16 protein-coding genes are annotated in these 19256 nt (G+C 64.3%); 9 read left to right on the plus strand and 7 right to left on the minus strand.

The genetic code is table 11. The features are described 5' to 3' along the window. Positions 1 to 3: 3 nt before the first annotated feature. Together AB7008_RS05765 and AB7008_RS05770 are read right to left on the minus strand one after the other, a co-directional pair. Complete coding sequence (locus AB7008_RS05765; protein ID WP_038933521.1) at positions 4 to 864, minus strand: prephenate dehydratase; 861 nt, start codon at positions 862 to 864, stop codon at positions 4 to 6. A gap of 21 nt (positions 865 to 885) precedes the next feature. Then, entirely contained in the window at positions 886 to 1626 is a 741-nt protein-coding gene (locus tag AB7008_RS05770) for a 3-deoxy-manno-octulosonate cytidylyltransferase (RefSeq protein ID WP_014498245.1), read from the minus strand. A 219-nt stretch (positions 1627 to 1845) separates the two neighbouring features. Between AB7008_RS05770 and AB7008_RS05775 the strand changes: the two genes are divergently transcribed. The 6 genes from AB7008_RS05775 to AB7008_RS05800 all read left to right on the plus strand — a co-directional run bounded on the left by AB7008_RS05775 (position 1846) and on the right by AB7008_RS05800 (position 10339). Next, complete coding sequence (locus AB7008_RS05775; RefSeq protein WP_441258617.1) at positions 1846 to 2400, plus strand: c-type cytochrome; 555 nt, start codon at positions 1846 to 1848, stop codon at positions 2398 to 2400. Between the two features lie 213 nt (positions 2401 to 2613). Then, complete coding sequence (locus AB7008_RS05780) at positions 2614 to 4515, plus strand: extracellular solute-binding protein (protein WP_441258618.1); 1902 nt, start codon at positions 2614 to 2616, stop codon at positions 4513 to 4515. 14 nt (positions 4516 to 4529) lie between these two features. After that, entirely contained in the window at positions 4530 to 6404 is a 1875-nt protein-coding gene (locus tag AB7008_RS05785; protein WP_248881386.1) for an extracellular solute-binding protein, read from the plus strand. Between the two features lie 2 nt (positions 6405 to 6406). Then, positions 6407 to 7516 carry a microcin C ABC transporter permease YejB gene (locus tag AB7008_RS05790; RefSeq protein WP_028157382.1) on the plus strand — a complete coding sequence of 370 codons (1110 nt, stop codon included), beginning with the start codon at positions 6407 to 6409 and terminating at the stop codon, positions 7514 to 7516. Continuing rightward, a complete protein-coding gene (locus AB7008_RS05795; protein WP_014498240.1) occupies positions 7516 to 8694 on the plus strand; it encodes an ABC transporter permease in 1179 nt (392 codons plus the stop codon). The genes AB7008_RS05790 and AB7008_RS05795 overlap by 1 nt, the downstream gene beginning before the upstream one ends. Positions 8695 to 8701: 7 nt before the next feature. Beyond that, positions 8702 to 10339, plus strand: a complete 1638-nt coding sequence (locus AB7008_RS05800) for an ABC transporter ATP-binding protein (RefSeq protein WP_028157383.1) — start codon at positions 8702 to 8704, stop codon at positions 10337 to 10339. A 95-nt stretch (positions 10340 to 10434) separates the two neighbouring features. On the opposite strand, the gene AB7008_RS05805 is transcribed toward AB7008_RS05800, so the two are convergent. Both AB7008_RS05805 and AB7008_RS05810 read right to left on the minus strand, forming a co-directional pair. Then, positions 10435 to 11301, minus strand: a complete 867-nt coding sequence (locus tag AB7008_RS05805; RefSeq protein WP_441258619.1) for a C40 family peptidase — start codon at positions 11299 to 11301, stop codon at positions 10435 to 10437. Further along, on the minus strand, positions 11294 to 12667 hold the full coding sequence (locus AB7008_RS05810) for a leucyl aminopeptidase family protein (protein WP_441258620.1): 1374 nt from the start codon (positions 12665 to 12667) through the stop codon (positions 11294 to 11296). The genes AB7008_RS05805 and AB7008_RS05810 overlap by 8 nt, the downstream gene beginning before the upstream one ends. A 220-nt stretch (positions 12668 to 12887) precedes the next feature. Here AB7008_RS05810 and AB7008_RS05815 point away from each other — a divergent pair, with 220 nt between their 5' ends. The 3 genes from AB7008_RS05815 (at position 12888) to AB7008_RS05825 (ending at position 15751) form a co-directional block, all read left to right on the plus strand. Further along, on the plus strand, positions 12888 to 13091 hold the full coding sequence (locus tag AB7008_RS05815) for a hypothetical protein (RefSeq protein ID WP_018454690.1): 204 nt from the start codon (positions 12888 to 12890) through the stop codon (positions 13089 to 13091). 251 nt (positions 13092 to 13342) lie between these two features. After that, positions 13343 to 14845, plus strand: a complete 1503-nt coding sequence (locus tag AB7008_RS05820) for a metallophosphoesterase family protein (RefSeq protein ID WP_441258621.1) — start codon at positions 13343 to 13345, stop codon at positions 14843 to 14845. Between the two features lie 93 nt (positions 14846 to 14938). Beyond that, positions 14939 to 15751: a tetratricopeptide repeat protein gene (locus AB7008_RS05825; RefSeq protein ID WP_441258622.1), complete on the plus strand. Its 813-nt coding sequence runs from the start codon at positions 14939 to 14941 to the stop codon at positions 15749 to 15751. Positions 15752 to 15814: 63 nt separating this feature from the next. On the opposite strand, the gene AB7008_RS05830 is transcribed toward AB7008_RS05825, so the two are convergent. Genes AB7008_RS05830 through AB7008_RS05840 form a run of 3 tightly spaced genes read right to left on the minus strand, consistent with a single transcriptional unit; the run spans position 15815 to position 19256 of the window. Further along, positions 15815 to 16789, minus strand: coding sequence for a type II secretion system F family protein (locus AB7008_RS05830; RefSeq protein WP_039156207.1), 975 nt, complete (start codon positions 16787 to 16789; stop codon positions 15815 to 15817). 9 nt (positions 16790 to 16798) lie between these two features. Continuing rightward, positions 16799 to 17776 (minus strand): type II secretion system F family protein, encoded by a 978-nt coding sequence (locus AB7008_RS05835; RefSeq protein ID WP_441258623.1) that lies wholly within the window; start codon positions 17774 to 17776, stop codon positions 16799 to 16801. 16 nt (positions 17777 to 17792) lie between these two features. Then, positions 17793 to 19256: a CpaF family protein gene (locus AB7008_RS05840; RefSeq protein ID WP_014498231.1), complete on the minus strand. Its 1464-nt coding sequence runs from the start codon at positions 19254 to 19256 to the stop codon at positions 17793 to 17795.

Here is a 19256-nt window from a genome sequence, read left to right on the forward strand (position 1 = left end):
CAATCAATCCTGCTGCGTTTCGCTGAACGTCGCGCGGAACGGGTGCCCCGGATACACGCCGACGATGCGGAATTCGCGCGAGAAGAATTTCAGCTCCTCGATCGCGAACGCCAGCCCCTTGTCGTCGGGGTGGCCGTCGACGTCGGCATAAAACTGCGTGGCGAAGAAATTGCCGTCGACCATGTAGCTTTCGAGCTTGGTCATGTTGACGCCGTTGGTGGCAAAGCCGCCGAGCGCCTTGTAGAGCGCGGCCGGCAAGTTGCGCACGCGAAATACAAAAGTCGTGACCAGCGGCCCCGAGCCCTGCGCCGCCCATTTCGGCTCGCGCGCCAGCACCACGAAGCGCGTGGTGTTGTGCGCCTCGTCCTCGATGTCCTCGGCCAGGATGTCGAGGCCGTAGATCTTTGCCGCAAGCCGCGAGGCGATCGCGGCAACGGCCTTGTCGTTGCGCTCGGAGATGTCGCGGGCGCTGCCGGCGGTGTCGGCGTGCACGATCGGCTTGATGCCGAGCTTGCGGATGATGCGCCGGCACTGGCCGAGCGCATGCACGTGGCTCTCGACACTCTTGATGTCCTCGAGCTTGGTCCCCTTCACCGCCATCAGCTGATGGCGGACCGGCAGAAACCATTCGCCGATGATGAAGAGGCCGGAGGCCGGCAGCAGGTGATGGATGTCGGCGACGCGGCCCGCGACCGAATTCTCGATCGGGATCATGCCGAGGTCGGCCTCGCCCGACGAGATCGCCGACAGCGCGTCCTCGAAGGTGGCGCAGGGCATCGGCTCGGCGTCAGGATAGGCCTCGACGATAGCGATGTGGGAGTTGGCCCCAGGCTCGCCCTGGAATGCGATTTTCAGCTTGCTCATGATCGGCCTTGTAACAGCGGCTCAGGATTTGGAAAGGATGCTGCGGGCGGTCTCCAGGTCCGCCGGCGTGTCGACCCCGCGGGGCACGGTGTCGACGATGGTGAAGTCGATCCGCATCCCAGCCTCGAGCGCCCGGAGCTGCTCGAGCTTCTCCTGCAATTCCAGCGGCGATGGCGGCAGAGAGACGTAGCGCTCCAGCGCGGCGCGCCGATAGGCGTAGAGGCCGATATGGTGGTAGCGCGGTCCGTCGCCGGTCGGAGCGGTCGCGCGGGTGAAATAAAGTGCGCGCATGCGTTTCCCGCCGAGCGAGGTTCCGATCGCTTTTACGACGCTCGGCGCGAGGTCCTCCTCCTCGGTATGGATCTGCGAGGCCAGCGTCGCGATGTCCACGGCCGGATCCTGCAGCGGCGGCAGCACCTCGCGGATGTTGTCGATCGTGATGGTCGGGAAATCGCCCTGGAGATTGACCACGATCTCGGCCTTGCCTGAGGGATCGAGCTTCTGCATCGCCTCGTGGATGCGGTCCGAGCCAGAGGGGTGCTCCGGGCGGGTCATCACGGCTTCGCCGCCATGGGCGGTGACCACGGAGGCGATCTCGTCCGTATCGGTTGCGACCGCGACCCGGCCGATGCCGGCGGCCTCTGCCCGCCGCATCACATGCACGATCATCGGCAGGCCCGCGATGTCGGCGAGCGGCTTGCCGGGCAGGCGGGTGGCGGCCATGCGGGCCGGGATCAGCACCAGGATGCGGGGATCGATCATCGGGTCAAGGGCCTGGAAACGAGAGGTTTTCCGCGTCGAGAAATGGGGTGGGGACGGGCTGAAAGCCGGGTCGCTTATACGGGTTGCCAGACCCCGGGCAAACCGATATCTCAATGGCAAAACTCGGGGAAACAACAAGGAACGTTTGATTCTCCCGAGGCTCGTCCTGGCGGCCGCGCGGCCGCTATTTCCTTACTGTGGTGTGGGGCCTGGCCGGAAATGGACTCTTTCGAACTCAATAAGATTCTCGGTGCCGTGTTGGGCACCTGTCTCATCCTGCTGGTGACGAGCTTCGCCGCCCAGGCGCTGTTCACGCCGAAGCCGCTCGAGAAGCCGGGTTTCGAGATTGCCGTGAAGGAAGACGCCGGCCACGGCAAGGAAGGCGGCGCTGCTCCCGCTGCTTCCGAGCCGATCGAAAAGCTGCTCCAGACCGCCTCCGTCGAGAAGGGCGCGGCGGCCGCCAAGAAGTGCGGCGCCTGCCACACCTTCGAGAAGGGCGGCCCGAATCGCGTCGGTCCGAACCTCTATGGCGTCGTCGGCGAAGCCAGGGGCGAGGGCCGTGGCGGCTTCAACTTCTCGGCCGCCATGAAGGCCAAGGGCGGCGCCTGGTCGTTCGACGACCTCAACAAGTTCATTGCCAACCCGAAGGGCTTCATCCCGGGCACCGCGATGGGCTTTGCCGGCATCCCGAAGGACTCCGAGCGCGCCGACGTCATTGCCTATCTGAATTCGCTGTCAGAGCATCCTCAGCCGATCCCGACGGCGTCGAAGTAAGGCCGTCAAAAACCGATCTTGGAAAGTGCGGCCAGGCTGAAAAGCCTGGCCGTTTGCTTATCCGGGCCTCGCGGTGAGTTTATCGGGGCGTTTGGCCGCATCCGACAGGCCGTCCGGGCTTCCAACATGAGGAAAAAGCAACATATTCCGTCGAAACCTCGCCTATATTGAGCACTTAAAGGGGTAACCTCCTTCAAGACCAGGAATGTTGATTTGGCCATTACCCGACGCGATCTCCTGCTCACCGGCACTGCCGCCGTAGCGCTCCCCGCCCTCGGTTCCTTAGGGGGCCTTCCCGTCATCGGCACGGCCGCGGCGCAATCCGCCAGCGAGCTGCCCTGGCGGCATGCTCTGTCGCTGTTTGGAAAGGTCAAATACCCCGCCGACTTCAAGCGCTTCGACTACGTCAATCCGGAAGCGCCCAAAGGCGGCGTTGCGCGCCAGATCGCCGTCGGTACCTTCGACAATTTCAACATCGTGGTATCAGGAGTGAAGGGGCAGGTCTCCGGAGCCGTCGCGTTCATCTACGAATCCCTGCTGACGCCCGCGCTCGACGAAGTCTCGACCGAATATGGCGCGCTGGCCGAAGCCGTCAGCCACCCGGACGATTTCTCCTTCGTCACCTATCGCTTGCGGCCGCAGGCCAAATGGCATGACGGCAAGCCTGTTACCACCGATGACGTGATCTTCTCGCTGGATTCCTTCAAGAAGCACCACCCGATGTATTCGGCCTATTACAGCCATGTGGTGAAGGCGGAGAAGGTCGGCGAGCGCGAGGTGAAATTCACATTCGACGCGCCGGGTAACCGCGAATTGCCGCAGATCGTCGGACAGCTCACGGTCCTGCCCAAGCATTGGTGGGAGGGAACCGACGCGCAGGGCCGCAAGCGCGATGTTTCAGCGACCACGCTCGAAATGCCGCTAGGCTCCGGCCCCTACAGGGTCAAGGAATTCGTTGCCGGTCGTTCGATCGCGTTGGAGCGCGTCAAGGACTATTGGGGCCGCGATCTCGCCGCCAACGTCGGCCGCAACAATTTCGAGGAGCTGCGCTACGAGTATTTCCGCGACGCCACCGTGGCGATCGAGGCCTTCAAGGCCGATCAGGTCGATTGGCGCACCGAGAACAGCGCGAAGAACTGGGCGACGGCCTACGACTTCCCGGCCGTGACCGAAAAGCGGGTGATCCTCGAGGAATTCGCCAATCGCAGCTCGGGCGTCATGCAGGCGTTCGTGCCAAATTTGCGCCGCGCCAAGTTCAGCGATCCCCGCGTCCGCCGTGCTCTCAACTACGCTTTCGACTTCGAGGAGATGAACAAGCAGATCTTCTACGGTCAGTACAAGCGCATCAGCAGCTATTTCGACGGCATCGACGAGCTGATGGCGACCGGATTGCCGCAGGGCAAAGAGCTCGAAATCCTCGAGACCGTTCGCGCCGAAGTCCCGCCCGAAGTCTTCACAACGGCCTACACCAATCCGGTCGGCGGCAGTCCGGAAGCCGTGCGCGACAATCTGCGCGAGGCGCTGCGCCTGTTCAAGGAGGCGGGCTACGAGGTGCGCGATCGCAAGCTGATCGACGTAAAGACCGGAGCGCAGTTCGCCCTCGAATTGCTGAACTCGGATCCGAGCTTCGAGCGGGTTACCCTGTTTTACAAGCCCTCGCTGGAGCGGCTCGGCATTGCCGTCAGCGTCAGGACGGTCGATCCGACGCAATACGAGAACAGGACTCGTGAGTGGGATTTCGACGTCGTCACCAACTCATGGGGCGAGTCGCAGTCGCCGGGCAACGAGCAGCGCGAGTTCTGGTCGTCCAAGACCGCCGATATCCCCGGGTCGCGCAACATTACCGGCATCAAGAATCCGGCGATCGACAAGCTGATCGAGCGGTTGATCTATGCGAGGGATCGCGACGATCTCGTCGCCGCAACCAAGGCGCTCGACCGCGTGCTGCTGTGGAATCACTATGTCGTGCCGCAGTGGACCTACACGAAGGTACGCACCGCGCGCTGGGATCGCTTCGGCCGGCCGACGGAATTGCCCAGATACGGTCAGTCCGGCTTCCCGTTCATCTGGTGGTACGACGCTGACAAGGCGGCGCGGATCGCAAAGAAGTCGTGAAGGATACTCTCCGCATGGCGCAGCTTTCACGCCGGCATGTGCTGGCCCTGGGTGCCGGCGGTGCGCTCAGCGCCGCTCTGTCGCGCGGCGCTGTGGCGTCGGAACTGCCGCCTGAGGTGCATGGCATCTCGGCGTTCGGCGATCTCAAATATCCCGCCGACTTCCACCATTTCGACTACGTCAATCTCGATGCGCCGAAGGGCGGCACGTTCTCGCTCATTCCGTCGGTGCGCGCCTACAACCAGTCCTATCAGACCTTCAACTCGCTCAACGCCTTCATCCTGAAGGGTGACGGCGCGCAAGGCATGGACATGACGTTTGTGCCGCTGATGGTGCGCGCAAACGACGAACCTGATGCAATGTACGGGCTTGCCGCCAAATCCGTGCAGATATCACCGGACAGACTGGTCTATCGCTTCACCATGCGGCCGGAGGCGAAATTCCACGACGGCAGCAAGCTCACCGCCCACGACGCGGCGTTTTCGCTGACATCGCTGAAGACCAAGGGACATCCGCTGATCATCCTGCAGATGCGTGACATGGTGAGCGCGGAAGCGATCGACGATGCGACGCTCGTTGTGACCTTCGCCAAGGGGCGCGCCCGCGACGTGCCGCTTTATGTCGCGAGCCTGCCGATCTTCTCGAAGACGTATTATGCGTCTCGCGCCTTCGACGAAACGTCGCTTGATACCCCGCTCGGCTCTGGTCCGTACAAGGTCGGCAAGTTCGAGGTCAACCGCTATATCGAATATGAGCGCGTCAAGGACTGGTGGGCTGCCGACCTGCCGGCTTGCCGCGGCAGCTACAATTTCGACGTCGTGCGCTATGAATTCTATCGGGATCGCGATGTCGCGTTCGAGGGGTTCACCGGCAAGAACTACCTCTATCGGGAGGAATTCACCTCGCGCATCTGGGCGACGCGCTACGACTTTCCTGCGGTGAAGGACGGGCGCGTCAAGATGGAGGTGGTCCCCGACGACACGCCGTCGGGCGCGCAAGGCTGGTTCATCAACACGCGGCGCGACAAGTTCAAAGACCCGCGCGTGCGCGAGGCCTTGATCAATGCCTTCGACTTCGAATGGACCAACAAGACCATCATGTACGGCGCGTATGCCCGCACGGTGTCACCGTTCCAGAACTCGGACCTCATGGCAAGCAATGGGCCTCCGTCGCCGGAAGAGCTGAAGCTGCTGGAGCCGTTTCGCGGCCAGGTGCCAGACGAAGTGTTCGCCTCGCCGTTCACGCCTCCGATCTCAGACGGCTCCGGACAAGATCGCAGCCTGTTGCGCAAGGCCCAGCAACTGCTGACCGAGGCCGGCATGCCGATCAAGGACGGCAAGCGGGTGCTGCCGAATGGCGACGTCTTCAGGATCGAGTTCCTGCTGGACGAGCCTTCGTTCCAGCCGCACCACGCGCCCTACATCAAGAACCTGGGCACGCTCGGTATCGAAGCGAGCGTGCGTCTCGTCGATGCCGTGCAACACAAGGCGCGCCAGGAAGATTTTGACTTTGACATGACGATCCAGCGTTTCAGCATGTCGGCGACGCCCGGCGACGCCATGCGATCGTTCTTCTCCTCGCAGGTCGCGGCAACCAAGGGCTCGTACAATCTTGCGGGCGTCGCCAGCCCGGCGATCGATGCCATGATCGAGAAGATCATGGCGGCCGACAACCGCGAGGATTTGACCGTCGCCTGCCGCGCCTTCGACCGCTTGTTCCGCGCCGGCCGTTACTGGGTGCCGCAATGGTATAACAAGACGCACCGGCTCGCTTATTGGGACCAATTCGCTCATCCGCAGAAGCTGCCGCGTTACGCCAACGGCGTCGGCGCTCCCGAAATCTGGTGGCATGATAATGCCAAGGCGGCCAAGCTCGAGCAGGCGAAATAATCATGAGCGCCTATATCGCCCGCCGCATCCTCTTGATGATCCCGACGCTGCTCGGGATTCTCTTCGTCTCCTTCGTCGTCGTGCAGTTCGCGCCGGGCGGCCCGGTCGAGCGCGTGATCGCGCAGCTCTCGGGCGCCGACACCGGCGGCAGCTCGCGAATTTCCGGCGGCGGCGACTTTGCGCAGCGTGCGCCGGGACAGCTGGGCGCTGGTGGCGATGCCATCAATTCGAAATATCGCGGCGCGCAGGGGCTGGACCCCGACTTCATCAAGAAGCTGGAGAAGCAATTCGGCTTCGACAAGCCGGCCCCCGAACGCTTCGCGCTGATGGTGTGGAATTTCGCCCGCTTCGATTTCGGCAACAGCTATTTTCGCGATGTCAGCGTGCTCCAGCTGGTCAAGGAAAAGCTGCCGGTCTCGATCTCGCTCGGCATCTGGCTGACGCTCTTGACCTACCTGATCTCGATTCCGCTCGGCATCCGCAAGGCGGTCCAGGACGGAACGCGCTTCGATACCTGGACGTCGAGCGTACTCGTGCTCGGCTACGCGATTCCCGGCTTCCTGTTCGCGATCCTCCTGATCATCCTGTTCGCCGGAGGCTCGTTCTTCAACTGGTTCCCATTGCGCGGACTGACGTCGGACGGCTGGTCGCAATTTCCCTGGTACTGGAAGATCATCGATTACTTCTGGCATTTGACGCTGCCGCTGATCGCCATGGGGCTCGGTGCGTTCACCACCATGACGTTCCTGACCAAGAACTCGTTCCTGGACGAGATCCGCAAGCAATACGTGATGACTGCGCGCGCGAAGGGCTGCAGCGAGAATCGGGTGCTTTATGGCCACGTCTTCCGCAACGCGATGCTCATCGTCATCGCGGGCTTTCCCAGCACCTTCATTCACGCTTTCTTCTCGGGCTCGCTTCTGATCGAGACCATCTTCTCGCTGGATGGGCTCGGACTGCTCAGTTTCGAGAGCGTTCTCAACCGCGACTATCCCGTGGTGTTCGGCACGCTCTTCATCTTTTCGCTCGTCGGCCTCGTGATCAACCTGATCTCTGACCTCACCTACATGTGGATCGATCCGCGGATCGATTTCGAGGCACGGGAGGTCTGATGACACTCGCCGCCCCGACCCCGATCGAAACCACCGCAAAGTCACCGCTCGGCGATGCCGTGCCGATCACGCGCAAGCCGTTCGTGCCATCGCCGCTCAACCGGCGGCGCTGGCAGAATTTCAAGGCGAACCGGCGCGGTTACTGGTCGTTCTGGATCTTCATGATCCTGTTCGTGGTGTCGCTGTTTGCCGAGCTGATCGCCAATGACCGGCCATTCCTGATCAAGTACGACGGCCATCTCTACTGGCCGGCCTTCGTCACTTATTCCGAGACGACCTTCGGCGGCGACTTCGAAACGGCGGCCGACTACCGCGATCCCTATTTGCAGAAGCTGATCAAGGACAAGGGCGGCAGCATCGTCTGGCCGCTGATCCGCTACTCCTACGACACCCACAATCTCGATCTGCCGACGCCGGCGCCGTCGCCGCCGACCTGGATGTTGACCGAGGCGCAGTGCAAGCCTGTCGTCGAGAAGAAGGGCCTCAAGAGCTGCCGCGACCTCGAATACAACTGGCTCGGCACCGACGATCAGGGCCGCGACGTGGTCGCGCGGCTGATCTACGGTTTCCGCATCTCGGTGCTGTTCGGCCTGTGCCTGACCATTGTCTCCTCGGTCGTCGGCATCGCGGCCGGCGCGGTGCAGGGCTATTTCGGCGGCTGGGTCGATCTGCTGTTCCAGCGCTTCATCGAGATATGGACTGCGATCCCTTCGCTCTACCTCTTGCTGATCCTCTCGTCGGTGCTCGTGCCCGGATTCTTCGTGCTGCTCGGCATCCTGCTCCTGTTTTCCTGGGTGTCGCTGGTCGGGCTCGTGCGCGCGGAATTCCTGCGCGGGCGCAATTTCGAGTACATCCAGGCCGCGCGGGCGCTTGGCGTGTCGAACGCCGTGATCATGTTCAAGCATCTGCTGCCGAACGCGATGGTCGCGACGATGACGTTCCTTCCGTTCATCGTCTCCTCGTCGGTGATGACGCTCACGGCCCTCGATTTCCTCGGCTTCGGGCTGCCGCCCGGCTCGCCGTCGCTCGGCGAACTGCTGTCGCAGGGCAAGTCTAACGTGCAGGCGCCCTGGCTCGGCTTTTCCGGCTTCTTCTCGGTCGCGATCATGCTGTCGCTCTTGATCTTCATCGGCGAAGCCGTGCGCGACGCCTTCGATCCGCGCAAGACGTTCAAGTGAGGGCGTGATGGACGCGATCAACCAGCCCCTGCTTGCCGTCCGCGACCTCTCGGTGGCCTTCCACCAGGGCGGCGCCACCACGCTTGCGGTCGACAAGGTCTCGTTCCAGATCAAGCGCGGCGAATGCGTCGCGCTGGTCGGCGAGTCCGGGTCCGGCAAGTCGGTCAGCGCGCTCTCGATCCTGAAGCTCCTGCCCTATCCGAATGCCTCGCATCCCTCGGGCAGCATCCGCTTCAAGGGGCGGGAGCTGATCGACCAGTCCGAGCAGCAGATGCGGGAGATTCGCGGCAGCGATATCTCCATCATCTTCCAGGAGCCGATGACTTCGCTCAATCCGCTGCACACGATCGAGGCGCAGATCGGCGAGATCATCCAGCTCCACAATCCGACCAGCAATGCCGAGGCGCGCAAGCGGACGCTGGAACTGCTGACGCAGGTCGGCATTCCCGAGCCCGAAACGCGGCTCAACAGCTATCCGCACCAGCTCTCCGGCGGACAGCGCCAGCGCGTCATGATCGCGATGGCGCTTGCCAACGAGCCGGACCTCTTGATCGCGGACGAGCCGACCACGGCGCTCGACGTCACCGTGCAGGCACAGATCCTGGCGCTGCTCGCAGAGATCCGCTCCCGGCTCGGCATGAGCCTGCTGTTCATCACCCACGATCTCGGCATCGTGCGCCGCATCGCCGACCATGTCTGTGTCATGAAGGGCGGCGAGATTGTCGAGCAGGGGCCGGTCGAGCAGGTCTTCAGGACCCCGAACCATCCCTATACGCGCGACCTGCTCGCGGCGGAGCCGAAGCCTGATCCGGCGCCGCCACAGCCGAATGCACCGGTGGTGATGTCCGCCGATGATTTGAAGGTCTGGTTTCCGATCAAGCGCGGCTTGATGCGCAAAACGGTCGGCCACATCAAGGCGGTCGACGGCGTCAGCATTGCCGTGCGCAAGGGCGAGACGCTAGGCGTCGTCGGCGAATCCGGCTCGGGCAAAACCACGCTCGGGCTCGCCCTGATGCGGCTGATCTCCTCGAACGGCCGCATCGTGTTCCTCGGCAAGGACATCCAGGGCCTGCGCTTCAAGGAGATGCGACCGTTCCGGCGCGACATGCAGATCGTGTTCCAGGATCCGTTCGGCTCGCTCAGCCCGCGCATGTCGGTTGCCGACATCGTCGCCGAGGGCCTCACCGTGCATCAGCCAAAGCTGTCGCGCGAGGAGCGCGAGGCGCGCGTCGTCAAGGCGCTCGAGGACGTCGGGCTGAAGGCGGACACCCGCTATCGCTATCCGCATGAATTCTCCGGTGGCCAGCGCCAGCGCATCAGCATCGCGCGCGCGGTCGTGCTGGAGCCGGATTTCGTCGTGCTGGACGAGCCGACCAGCGCACTCGACATGCTGATTCAAGCGCAGATGGTCGACCTCTTGCGGGAACTCCAGCGCAGGCGCGATCTCACCTACATGTTCATCTCGCACGATTTGCGCGTCGTCGCCTCGCTCGCCAGCCATCTCATCGTGATGCGCGGCGGCAAGGTGGTCGAGGAGGGACAGGCCGCCGAACTGTTCAAGAGCCCGAAGACGGATTACACGCGCGCGCTGTTCGCGGCGGCGTTCCGGCTGGAGACCGCGGGGAACGGGGCGGTGGCGACCTAGTCTTCGGTGGGTAGAGCGAAGCGAAACCCGTCGCATCGCAGCGCATGGCGAGAAGAATGGGTTTCGCGATGCTCTACCCATCCTACGAAGTCGCCCTAGAGCCGCTTGATCGCGACGATTTCGCTGCCCGCCGCCTTGATCCGCGCGATCGCCGGCTCGGTTGCCTCGATCACGGTTGCCATGTGATGCGCGTTGGCATGAACCATGGTGCCGCCATCGCGGACGATGGCGACATGGCCCTTCCAGAAAATGAGATCGCCGCGTTGCAGCTTGCTCCGCTCATGCGGCTCCAGCGCGCGGCCGAGCCCTGCCTGCTGCATGTCGCTGTCGCGCGGGCAGCCGATGCCCGCTGCTGTCAGTGAAACCTGCACGAGGCCGGAGCAGTCGATGCCGAGGCTGCTCTTGCCGCCCCAGAGATAGGGCGTGCCGACGAAGCGTTCGGCGACCGCGACGAAGTCCGGCTCGCGATGAGCGAGCCGGGCGAGATGGGCCTTCGGCAGATATTGTCCGTCGCGCGTCACGGCGAAGCTGCCGTCCTCGCGCACCACCGTGATCTTCGAGCCCAGCACGAGTGTGCCGGCCGGCGGCAGCTTGATCGAGGGACCGGGGAAGGCGAATGTTCGGAGCGCGCTGACCTTGTGGGTCGGCGCGGCGGCCGGCTTCATCAGGGCTGCGTCGGGGAGCCAGCCGACATAACCATCGCCGCCAAGCTGGCCCCAGGCCCAGCCCTCGCCATTGCGGTCGTAGACCGTGACGCGTTCGCCGCGCAGCGCCTCCGTCATCAGCATCGCGTTCGACGACGGCTGCTCGCGCACCGGCGCGATCGCCTCGAAGACCTCGAATTCCTCGCCCGTGACGAAGCGGTCGGCTTGCACCTTGCCTTCGAGATATTTCGCGGCGAGGTCGCCGCGCGCCGGTGTCAGCCTTGGGTCGTGCCTTGGATCGTGTCTTGGATCATCCATAGCGCTCGCTCAGCAAAGTGTAGATGGCGCGCGCGGCCTGACATTCGCCGCCTTCGGGCCGCGCCGGCTTCGCCGACGGGGTCCAGCCGTAAATATCCACGTGAAGCCAGCTCTTCGCCTGCTCGACGAACCGTTGCAGGAACAGCGCGCAGGTGATCGAGCCGGCAAAGCCGCCGGACGGTGCGTTGGTGATGGTGGCCGTTTTGGAGTCCAGCCACGCATCGTAAGGCGGCCACAGCGGCATGCGCCACAACGGATCGTTCTCCCTCGCCGCGCACCGCGCGACGTCCGCGGCCAGCGTCTCATCATTGGTGTAAAAGGGCGGTAAATCCGGCCCCAGCGCGACGCGCGCCGCGCCGGTCAGCGTGCCCAGATCGATCAGAAGGTCCGGCTTTTCCTCGTCGGCCAGCGCCAGCGCGTCGGCGAGCACGAGCCGGCCCTCCGCATCGGTGTTGCCGATCTCGACCGTGATGCCCTTGCGCGAGGTGAAGATGTCGAGCGGCCGGAAGGCATTGCTGGAGACGGCATTCTCGACCGCCGGAATCAGCACGCGCAGGCGGACCTTGAGCTTCGCATCCATCACCATGCGCGCGAGCGCCAGCACGTTGGCGGCGCCGCCCATGTCCTTCTTCATGATCAGCATGCCGCTCGACGGCTTGAGGTCGAGCCCGCCGGTGTCGAAGCAGACGCCCTTGCCGACCAGCGTCACCTTGGGATGATCAGGATCGCCCCAGCCGATGTCGATCAGCCGCGGCGCGCGGTCGGAGGCCATGCCGACGGCGTGGATCAGCGGAAAATTCGTCTTCAGATCCTCGCCGATGGTGCAGGCAAAGCTCGCACCGAATTCCGTGGCGAGCGCTTGCGCGGCCGCGGCCAGCTCCTCCGGCCCCATGTCGTTGGACGGCGTGTTGATGAGGTCGCGCGCCAGCATCGCGGCATCCGCCACGCGATCGATCTCGGCGGCGTCGATGCCATCGGGCGGGACCAGGCGGACGGCGGGGCGGTCAGCCTTGCGGTAGCGGGCGAAGCGGTAGCTGCCGAGTGCAAAGGCGAGCGACGCCAGCCGCGCATCGTGCGGCGCATTGGCAAAGCGATAGATGCCCGGCGGCAGCAGGCCGGGCAGGGCGCCCGGCCGGAACGGGTCGCGTGATCTCGCGCCCTCGTCCTCGAGTCCGAACAGCACTTGCGCGATCGCGCCGTCCGGAGCGGGCAGCGCGAGATAGCCGCCCGGCTTGGCGGCAAAGGCGCTCGCGGTGGCGAACTGGCGCTGCACCGGCGGCAATTTCTCGGCGATCTGATCCCAGCTCGACTTGGTAACGAAGGTGATCGGGATGGCGGTGGGCGATGTCTCGAAGACAGAAGGCATTGGCGGGTCCGGATCGTCAGATCGAGCGGGTCATGCGAATAGACGAGACTTCGCAGAGTTTCGCCGCGGCTGCAATCGGCTTTGCTGTCACCGTTCAGCGACCCGCTACTCGCCGCAAGGGGCCCATGCTAGGTTCCGGCAACGGCTGCCGGATCGACTGGGAAAACTATGCAGGAGATGACCGGCGGTCGAAGACGAGGCCTGCCGGGAGGAAACTGCAATGGAATTTGTGTGGAGCGTGGTCACATTCATCGGCCAGGCCGTCGAGGCGATTTTCGGTTATGTCGAGCATCATCACTGGATCTTCGCATTCCTTGCCGGCGGTTACGTCTTCTATCTCCATGACCGCTCCGTCCACGCGCGGTTCGATGCGCTCGACAAGCGCATCGACGAAATCCGCAAGCGGCTTGCCATCGAATACTGATCGGGTGAGCGAAACAATCGCCGGGCGGATCTCGTATCTCATGCTGAGAACTGCCGTTCACGAGCGCGCGGCCGCGGGGCTTTACTAGCGCCGCGGTTGTGGCATTATTGACGGATATTTTAAATTGTGCCGTGCGGTTCTGCTGAGCGCAACAACGCGGCGGGCCGGCTTGATATCCGGCCAAACCTGTTCGTCGAAAGCATTCTTCTCATCGTTTGGGCGGCGCAGCATTCGCAAATGAGCGGCGCAAAATGGATAGAGCGTTTGTTATTGCGCAGATTTCCGACCTGCATCTGGACGGGTCAGGCCGATTGCTGGCGACGACCGAGGCGCTCGGTGCTGCAATCCGTGAGGCGATGGCGGACTTCGCGGACGTTCCCGATCGCATTCTGCTGATCACGGGTGATCTCGTGGACGCCCCGACGCCGCGCGCGCTGGACGAAGCGCTCGCCGTCATCGCGTCCTTCCGGCAGACCGGACTGTTCACCGACATCCAGGCGGTCGCGGGCAATCACGACGTCAAGCGCCCGAGCCAGCGCGTGGGCCGCCACGACGTCTATGATTATTTGCATCTGCCGCGCAGCTCGAAGAGCGTCTATTACCGCCAGGCCGGCCTCGATCTGGTGCTGCTGGACTCCAACCGCGCGAGCCTCTCAACGCTCGCGAGCGGCAATATCGGCGAGAGCGCCTACAGCGCGCTTGTCGCGGGTTCCGCCCGGCTGAGCGTCGAGCTCGCGGGCAGCATGGGATCCGTGGGACGTGCCGACTATGCCGAGCCGGCGGAAAATCTGGTGCGCGTGCTGGCGTTGCATCATCATCCGCTGCCGCAGGCGACCGGCGAAGGAAAGCGGTTTCTCGGCGTGCCCGACGAACCGCTGATGTATCTCGCGGCGCCCGCAACTTTCCTCGAAGCGGCGACGTCGCTCAACGTCAATCTGGTCCTGCACGGACACCGGCATGTCGAGGGGCTCACCCGTTATTCGATCCCGGATCCGCGTGCCACGCGGAGCGAGAGCGGCGAAGCCTTCTGGCGTACGATCTACGTGCTCTCCTGTCCGTCCTCGACCGGGCAGGCCGGTGACGATGCCGGCTTCAACATCATTCATTTTGACGCGTCGTCCCGGGCCGGCCGCACGGAGCACCAGTTCGCGATCACGCGCTATTCGCGGCCGCGCAACGACGGCACCTTCGGGCTGCTCGACTCCAACCTGCCGGACGGCGTCATCAGGTTGCCGGCAGGACGGGATTTTTCCCGCGACCCCGCCGTCCAGTCGGCCATCGAGATCGCCTCATGTGCGATGCTGAAGCGTGATCAAGTTGCCGCACAGGCTCGCCGGCTGCTGATGCGCCGCGCTTTCTATGCCGACGCCGAGGTGGACTGGCCGAGCGCGCTCCATGCCTATCTCGTCACCTCATGGGCCTGGGCCGATATCGAGGGTAAGTTCGCGAGATCGGAGCGCAGGGATGACGCCGAGGCGCTGGCCGCGGTGAAGTTGCTGCTGCGCCGCTTGATCGAGCACTGCGCCGACGTGCTCGGCATTGACGACGTTCAGCTTGACGAGCTGCTTGCGAAGCGGCTGGTCAACCGCGACGACTTCCGGCGCGAATGGCCTGGGATGCCGAGCGCGGGCGTCGATGTTGCTCAGGCGCGGCGGCGGCTGCAATTGCTGCTGCACGACCTGAACGAGCCGGTGAAGGTGCTTGGTCTCGATCCGGCCCTCGGTGGCGAGCCGCCGCCGCAGACACCGCCGTGAGGGGCAGCCAGGCTGACGTTAACCCGCCGTTAGGGTTAACAGACTATTGCTGGCACGTTCGGCTCGATCAATCGCTCGTGAGTCAAAAGCGTCATGCGTCAACGGTTCAGTCTTGCCCGGCTTCTCGCGTCCACTTCGCTGGTGGCGGCAGTGGCGATGGGCCTCGGCGGCTGCACGGCCATGTCGAAACTCTCCGACGTCACCGGTTCTGTCGGGCCGCGGACGGAAGCCGCGCCCGCCGATCCCGCGCGCGCCGTCGAGGTCTATGGCGAGCGCTACCGCGCCAATCCCAAGGACGCCGACGCGGCGCTCGGCTACGGCCAGGCCTTGCGCGCCAACGGCCAGCGCGCCCAGGCCGCGGCCGTGCTCGAGCAGGCGACCATAGCCAATCCCGGCAACAAGGCGCTGCTCGCGCAGTATGGCCGCGCGCTCGCCGACAACGGCAATTTTCAGCAGGCCTTCGACGTGCTGTCGAAGGCGCACTCGCCCGACAATCCGGACTGGCGCCTGCTCTCGGTGCAGGGCACCGCGCTCGATCAGATGGGCCGCCACGACGAGGCGCGTTCCTATTATGCGAGCGCGCTGAAGATCGCGCCGGGCGATCCCGGCGTGCTCTCCAATCTCGGCCTGTCCTACATGTTGTCGAAGGACCTGCCGAAGGCCGAAGAGGCGTTGCGGCAGGCCTACGCCTCGCCGCGCGCCAATACTCGGGTGCGGCAGAATCTCGGCCTCGTCGTCGGTCTCCAGGGCCGCTTCGCCGAAGCCGAGACGATCGTGAAGGCCGACCTGCCGCCGGACCAGGCAGCGGCCAATGTCGCTTATCTGAAGGAAATGCTGAGCCGCAGCGACGCGCCGCGCGGCGCACCGAAGCGGACGCCGGTCGCCTCGCTCAGCCAGCCCGACTGATCAGAGCCTGATCTTGCAATCCTGAAGCTGCCGGCGGACCGCGCGCGGTCCGCGTCTTGACCGTCAGTGCAGCTCGCTGATCTTGATGCCGGTCGGTCCGAGAATGACGACGAACAGCACCGGCAGGAAGAACAGGATCATCGGCACCGTCAACTTCGGTGGCAGCGCGGCGGCCTTCTTCTCGGCCTCGTTCATGCGCATATCGCGGTTTTCCTGCGCCATGACGCGCAAGGAATGCCCGAGCGGGGTGCCGTAGCGCTCCGCCTGCTGAAGCGCGAGACACACCGACTTGACGCCCTCGAGTCCGGTGCGCCGCGCCAGGTTCTCATAAGCGACCTTGCGATCCTGCAGATAGGACAGCTCGGCCGTGGTCAGCGTGAACTCCTCGGACAGTGCGATCGACTGGCCCACGATCTCGGTGGCGACCTTCCGGAACGCCATTTCGACCGACATGCCGGATTCGATGCAGATCAGGAGCAGGTCGAGCGCATCGGGGAAGGCGCGCTTGATCGATAGCTGGCGCTTGGAAATCGCATTCTTGAGGAACAGCATGGGCGCCTGAAGGCCGAGATAGGCCGCACCGATGCAGATGCCGATCTTGATCGGCATCGCCTGCTGCATATGCGCGATCAGAAACACGTAGATGATCGAGCCGACGAACAGGACGAGCGGAGCCACCGCGCGGGCGAAGAGGAAGGTGATGTAGGGCGCCTGGCCGCGATAGCCCGCCATGATGAGCTTGTCGCGCGCGGCTTCCTGCGCAAGCCATTTGGTGAGGTTGAAGTCCTCGACGACCCGGGAGACGACCTGCTTGGGCGTTTGGCGCAGCGAGACCTTCTCGCTCTTGTTGAGGCGGTCGCGCTCGCGCTGGCGGATGCGCTCGCGCTCGCTCGCCACCGCCTTCATGCGCTTGGCTAGGCCTTCGCCGGCGAAAAGCGGCATCACCAGCGTATAGACGGTGGCGCTGGCGGCGATGGCCGCCAGCAGCATGGTCATGAAGCGGACATCATGCAGTTTCGAAACGAGGAATTCGACCATACGGCACCGTCAGAAATCGAAATTGATCATCTTCTTCATCACCATGATGCCGATCGACATCCAGACGACGCAGCCGACCAGCATGAGCTGGCCGGTCGGATGGGTCCAAAGCAGCGAGATGTAGTGCGGAGTCGTGAGATAGACGAGGAACATCACGATCGGCGGCAGCGAACCGATGATGCCGGCCGAGGCCTTGGCCTCCATCGACATCGCCTGGATCTTTTCCTTCATCTTCTTGCGGTCGCGCAGCACCTTGGAGAGGTTGCCGAGCGCTTCGGAGAGGTTGCCGCCGGATTTTTGCTGGATCGAGATGACGATGCCGAAGAAGTTGGCTTCCGGTAACGGCATGCGCTCGTAGAGACGCGAGCAGGCCTCGCCGAGCGGCATGCCGATCGCCTGGGTCTCGATGATGGCCAGGAACTCGCTGCGCAGCGGCTCAGGCGAGTCGGCGGCGACGACCTTGATCGATTCGAACAGTGGCAGGCCCGCCTTGATGCCGCGAACGATCACGTCGACCGCATCGGGCAGCGCCGCCAGGAACTTGTTTTCGCGTCGCTTCTTCAGGAAGCCCAGCGCCCAGCGTGGCAGGCCGAAGCCGCCGGCAAAGGCAAGACCGGCGGCGCCAAGCATGCCGCCGCCGACGAACAGGGCGATCGCAAACAGCATCCCCGCCACGACGGCGGACACGATCCAGAATTTCTGTGGCGTCCAGTCGAGCCCTGCCTGCGACAGGCGCACACCGAGTGGAACGCTCTTCTCCTGCTGGCGCCGCGCCTCGAGATCCTTGAGCGACGTCTCGACCTGCTCGCGGCGCGACCGCTGGCTCTTTTCGGTCTGCTTGGCCGCGGGCGCATCGGCGCGCGCGATCGAGGCGCGGCGGCTTTCCGCCTTCCGTTCTCCGGACAGGAGCGGATAGAGGAACACCCAGGCGATGCCGCCGACGGCGGCGGTGGCGAGGAAAGCGAGGGCAAGGACCTGCATGTTCATGGCTGCGCCGATCTGCTCATGTCTTCGGCGCGACTTCCGCCGCGTCGAGCGCAGCGGCAAGGCGCTTCTCGTCGCCGTAATAGCGCGCACGCTCCCAGAATTTCGGGCGGCCGATCCCGGTCGAGCGGTGCCGGCCGATGATCTTGCCGTTGGCGTCCTCGCCGACCATGTCGTAGAGGAAGATGTCCTGGGTGATGATGGTGTCGCCTTCCATGCCCATCACCTCGGTGATGTGCGTGATGCGGCGCGAGCCGTCGCGCAGGCGCGCGGCCTGGACGATGACGTCGATCGAAGCGCAGATCATCTCGCGGATGGTGCGCGAGGGCAGCGAGAAGCCGCCCATCGTGATCATGGATTCGCAGCGCGACAGCGCTTCGCGCGGATTGTTGGCGTGGAGCGTGCCCATCGAGCCGTCATGGCCGGTATTCATGGCCTGGAGCAGGTCGAACGCCTCGGGTCCGCGGACTTCGCCGACGATGATGCGTTCGGGGCGCATACGCAGGCAGTTGCGCACCAATTCACGCATGGTGACCTGGCCTTCGCCCTCGATGTTGGGCGGGCGGGTTTCTAGACGCACCACGTGCGGCTGCTGGAGCTGGAGCTCGGCCGCGTCCTCGCAGGTGATGATGCGTTCGTCGTGCTCGATGTAGTTGGTCAGGCAGTTGAGCAGCGTGGTCTTGCCGGAGCCGGTGCCGCCGGAGATCAGCACGTTGCAGCGGACGCGGCCGATGATCTGGAGGATTTCCGCGCCCTCCGGCGAGATTGCGCCGAACCTGACCAGCTGATCCAACGTCAGCTTGTCCTTCTTGAATTTTCGGATGGTGAGCGTGGGCCCGTCGATCGACAGCGGCGGCACGATGGCGTTGACGCGGGAGCCGTCGGCGAGGCGCGCGTCGCAGATCGGCGAGGATTCGTCGACGCGCCGGCCGACCTGGCTGACGATGCGCTGGCAGATGTTGAGGAGCTGCTGGTTGTCGCGGAAGCGGATGCCGGTGCGCTGGATCTTGCCGGCGACCTCGATGTAGACGGTGTCGGCGCCGTTGACCATGATGTCGGCGATGTCGTCGCGCGACAGCAGAGGCTCCAGCGGGCCGTAGCCGAGAACGTCGTTGCAGATATCGTCGAGCAGCTCTTCCTGCTCGGCGATCGACATCACGATGTTCTTGATCGCGATGATCTCGTTGACGATGTCGCGGATTTCCTCGCGCGCGGACTCGGAGTCGAGCTTGGCGAGCTGGGCGAGGTCGATGGCCTCGATCAGCGCACCGAAGATCGTCGCCTTGACCTCGTAGTAATTGTCCGAGCGGCGGGATTCCATCGCCGGCGCCGGCCGGGCGGGGGCGAGCGGCGGCGAGGCGACGGCCGGCGGGGGCGGCGCGCGCGACACCGCGGGCGCCGGAGCCTGGGCAGGCTCTGGCGACACGGCGCCGGGCTTGGGAGCCCGAGTATCGGTGTCTGTTCCGCTACGCTTACCGAACAC

Source organism: Bradyrhizobium sp. 521_C7_N1_3 (genome assembly GCF_052075975.1).
GTDB classification, from domain to species: domain Bacteria; phylum Pseudomonadota; class Alphaproteobacteria; order Rhizobiales; family Xanthobacteraceae; genus Bradyrhizobium; species Bradyrhizobium japonicum.

What these genes read in the sequence shown, in the direction of transcription:
- AB7008_RS05765 (WP_038933521.1), bottom strand. Translation starts at nt 864, where the DNA reads ATGAGCAAGCTGAAAATCGCATTCCAGGGCGAGCCTGGGGCCAACTCC.
- AB7008_RS05770 (WP_014498245.1), bottom strand. Translation starts at nt 1,626, where the DNA reads ATGATCGATCCCCGCATCCTGGTGCTGATCCCGGCCCGCATGGCCGCC.
- AB7008_RS05775 (WP_441258617.1), top strand. Translation starts at nt 1,846, where the DNA reads ATGGACTCTTTCGAACTCAATAAGATTCTCGGTGCCGTGTTGGGCACC.
- AB7008_RS05785 (WP_248881386.1), top strand. Translation starts at nt 4,530, where the DNA reads ATGGCGCAGCTTTCACGCCGGCATGTGCTGGCCCTGGGTGCCGGCGGT.
- AB7008_RS05790 (WP_028157382.1), top strand. Translation starts at nt 6,407, where the DNA reads ATGAGCGCCTATATCGCCCGCCGCATCCTCTTGATGATCCCGACGCTG.
- AB7008_RS05795 (WP_014498240.1), top strand. Translation starts at nt 7,516, where the DNA reads ATGACACTCGCCGCCCCGACCCCGATCGAAACCACCGCAAAGTCACCG.
- AB7008_RS05800 (WP_028157383.1), top strand. Translation starts at nt 8,702, where the DNA reads ATGGACGCGATCAACCAGCCCCTGCTTGCCGTCCGCGACCTCTCGGTG.
- AB7008_RS05805 (WP_441258619.1), bottom strand. Translation starts at nt 11,301, where the DNA reads ATGGATGATCCAAGACACGATCCAAGGCACGACCCAAGGCTGACACCG.
- AB7008_RS05810 (WP_441258620.1), bottom strand. Translation starts at nt 12,667, where the DNA reads ATGCCTTCTGTCTTCGAGACATCGCCCACCGCCATCCCGATCACCTTC.
- AB7008_RS05815 (WP_018454690.1), top strand. Translation starts at nt 12,888, where the DNA reads ATGGAATTTGTGTGGAGCGTGGTCACATTCATCGGCCAGGCCGTCGAG.
- AB7008_RS05820 (WP_441258621.1), top strand. Translation starts at nt 13,343, where the DNA reads ATGGATAGAGCGTTTGTTATTGCGCAGATTTCCGACCTGCATCTGGAC.
- AB7008_RS05825 (WP_441258622.1), top strand. Translation starts at nt 14,939, where the DNA reads ATGCGTCAACGGTTCAGTCTTGCCCGGCTTCTCGCGTCCACTTCGCTG.
- AB7008_RS05830 (WP_039156207.1), bottom strand. Translation starts at nt 16,789, where the DNA reads ATGGTCGAATTCCTCGTTTCGAAACTGCATGATGTCCGCTTCATGACC.
- AB7008_RS05835 (WP_441258623.1), bottom strand. Translation starts at nt 17,776, where the DNA reads ATGAACATGCAGGTCCTTGCCCTCGCTTTCCTCGCCACCGCCGCCGTC.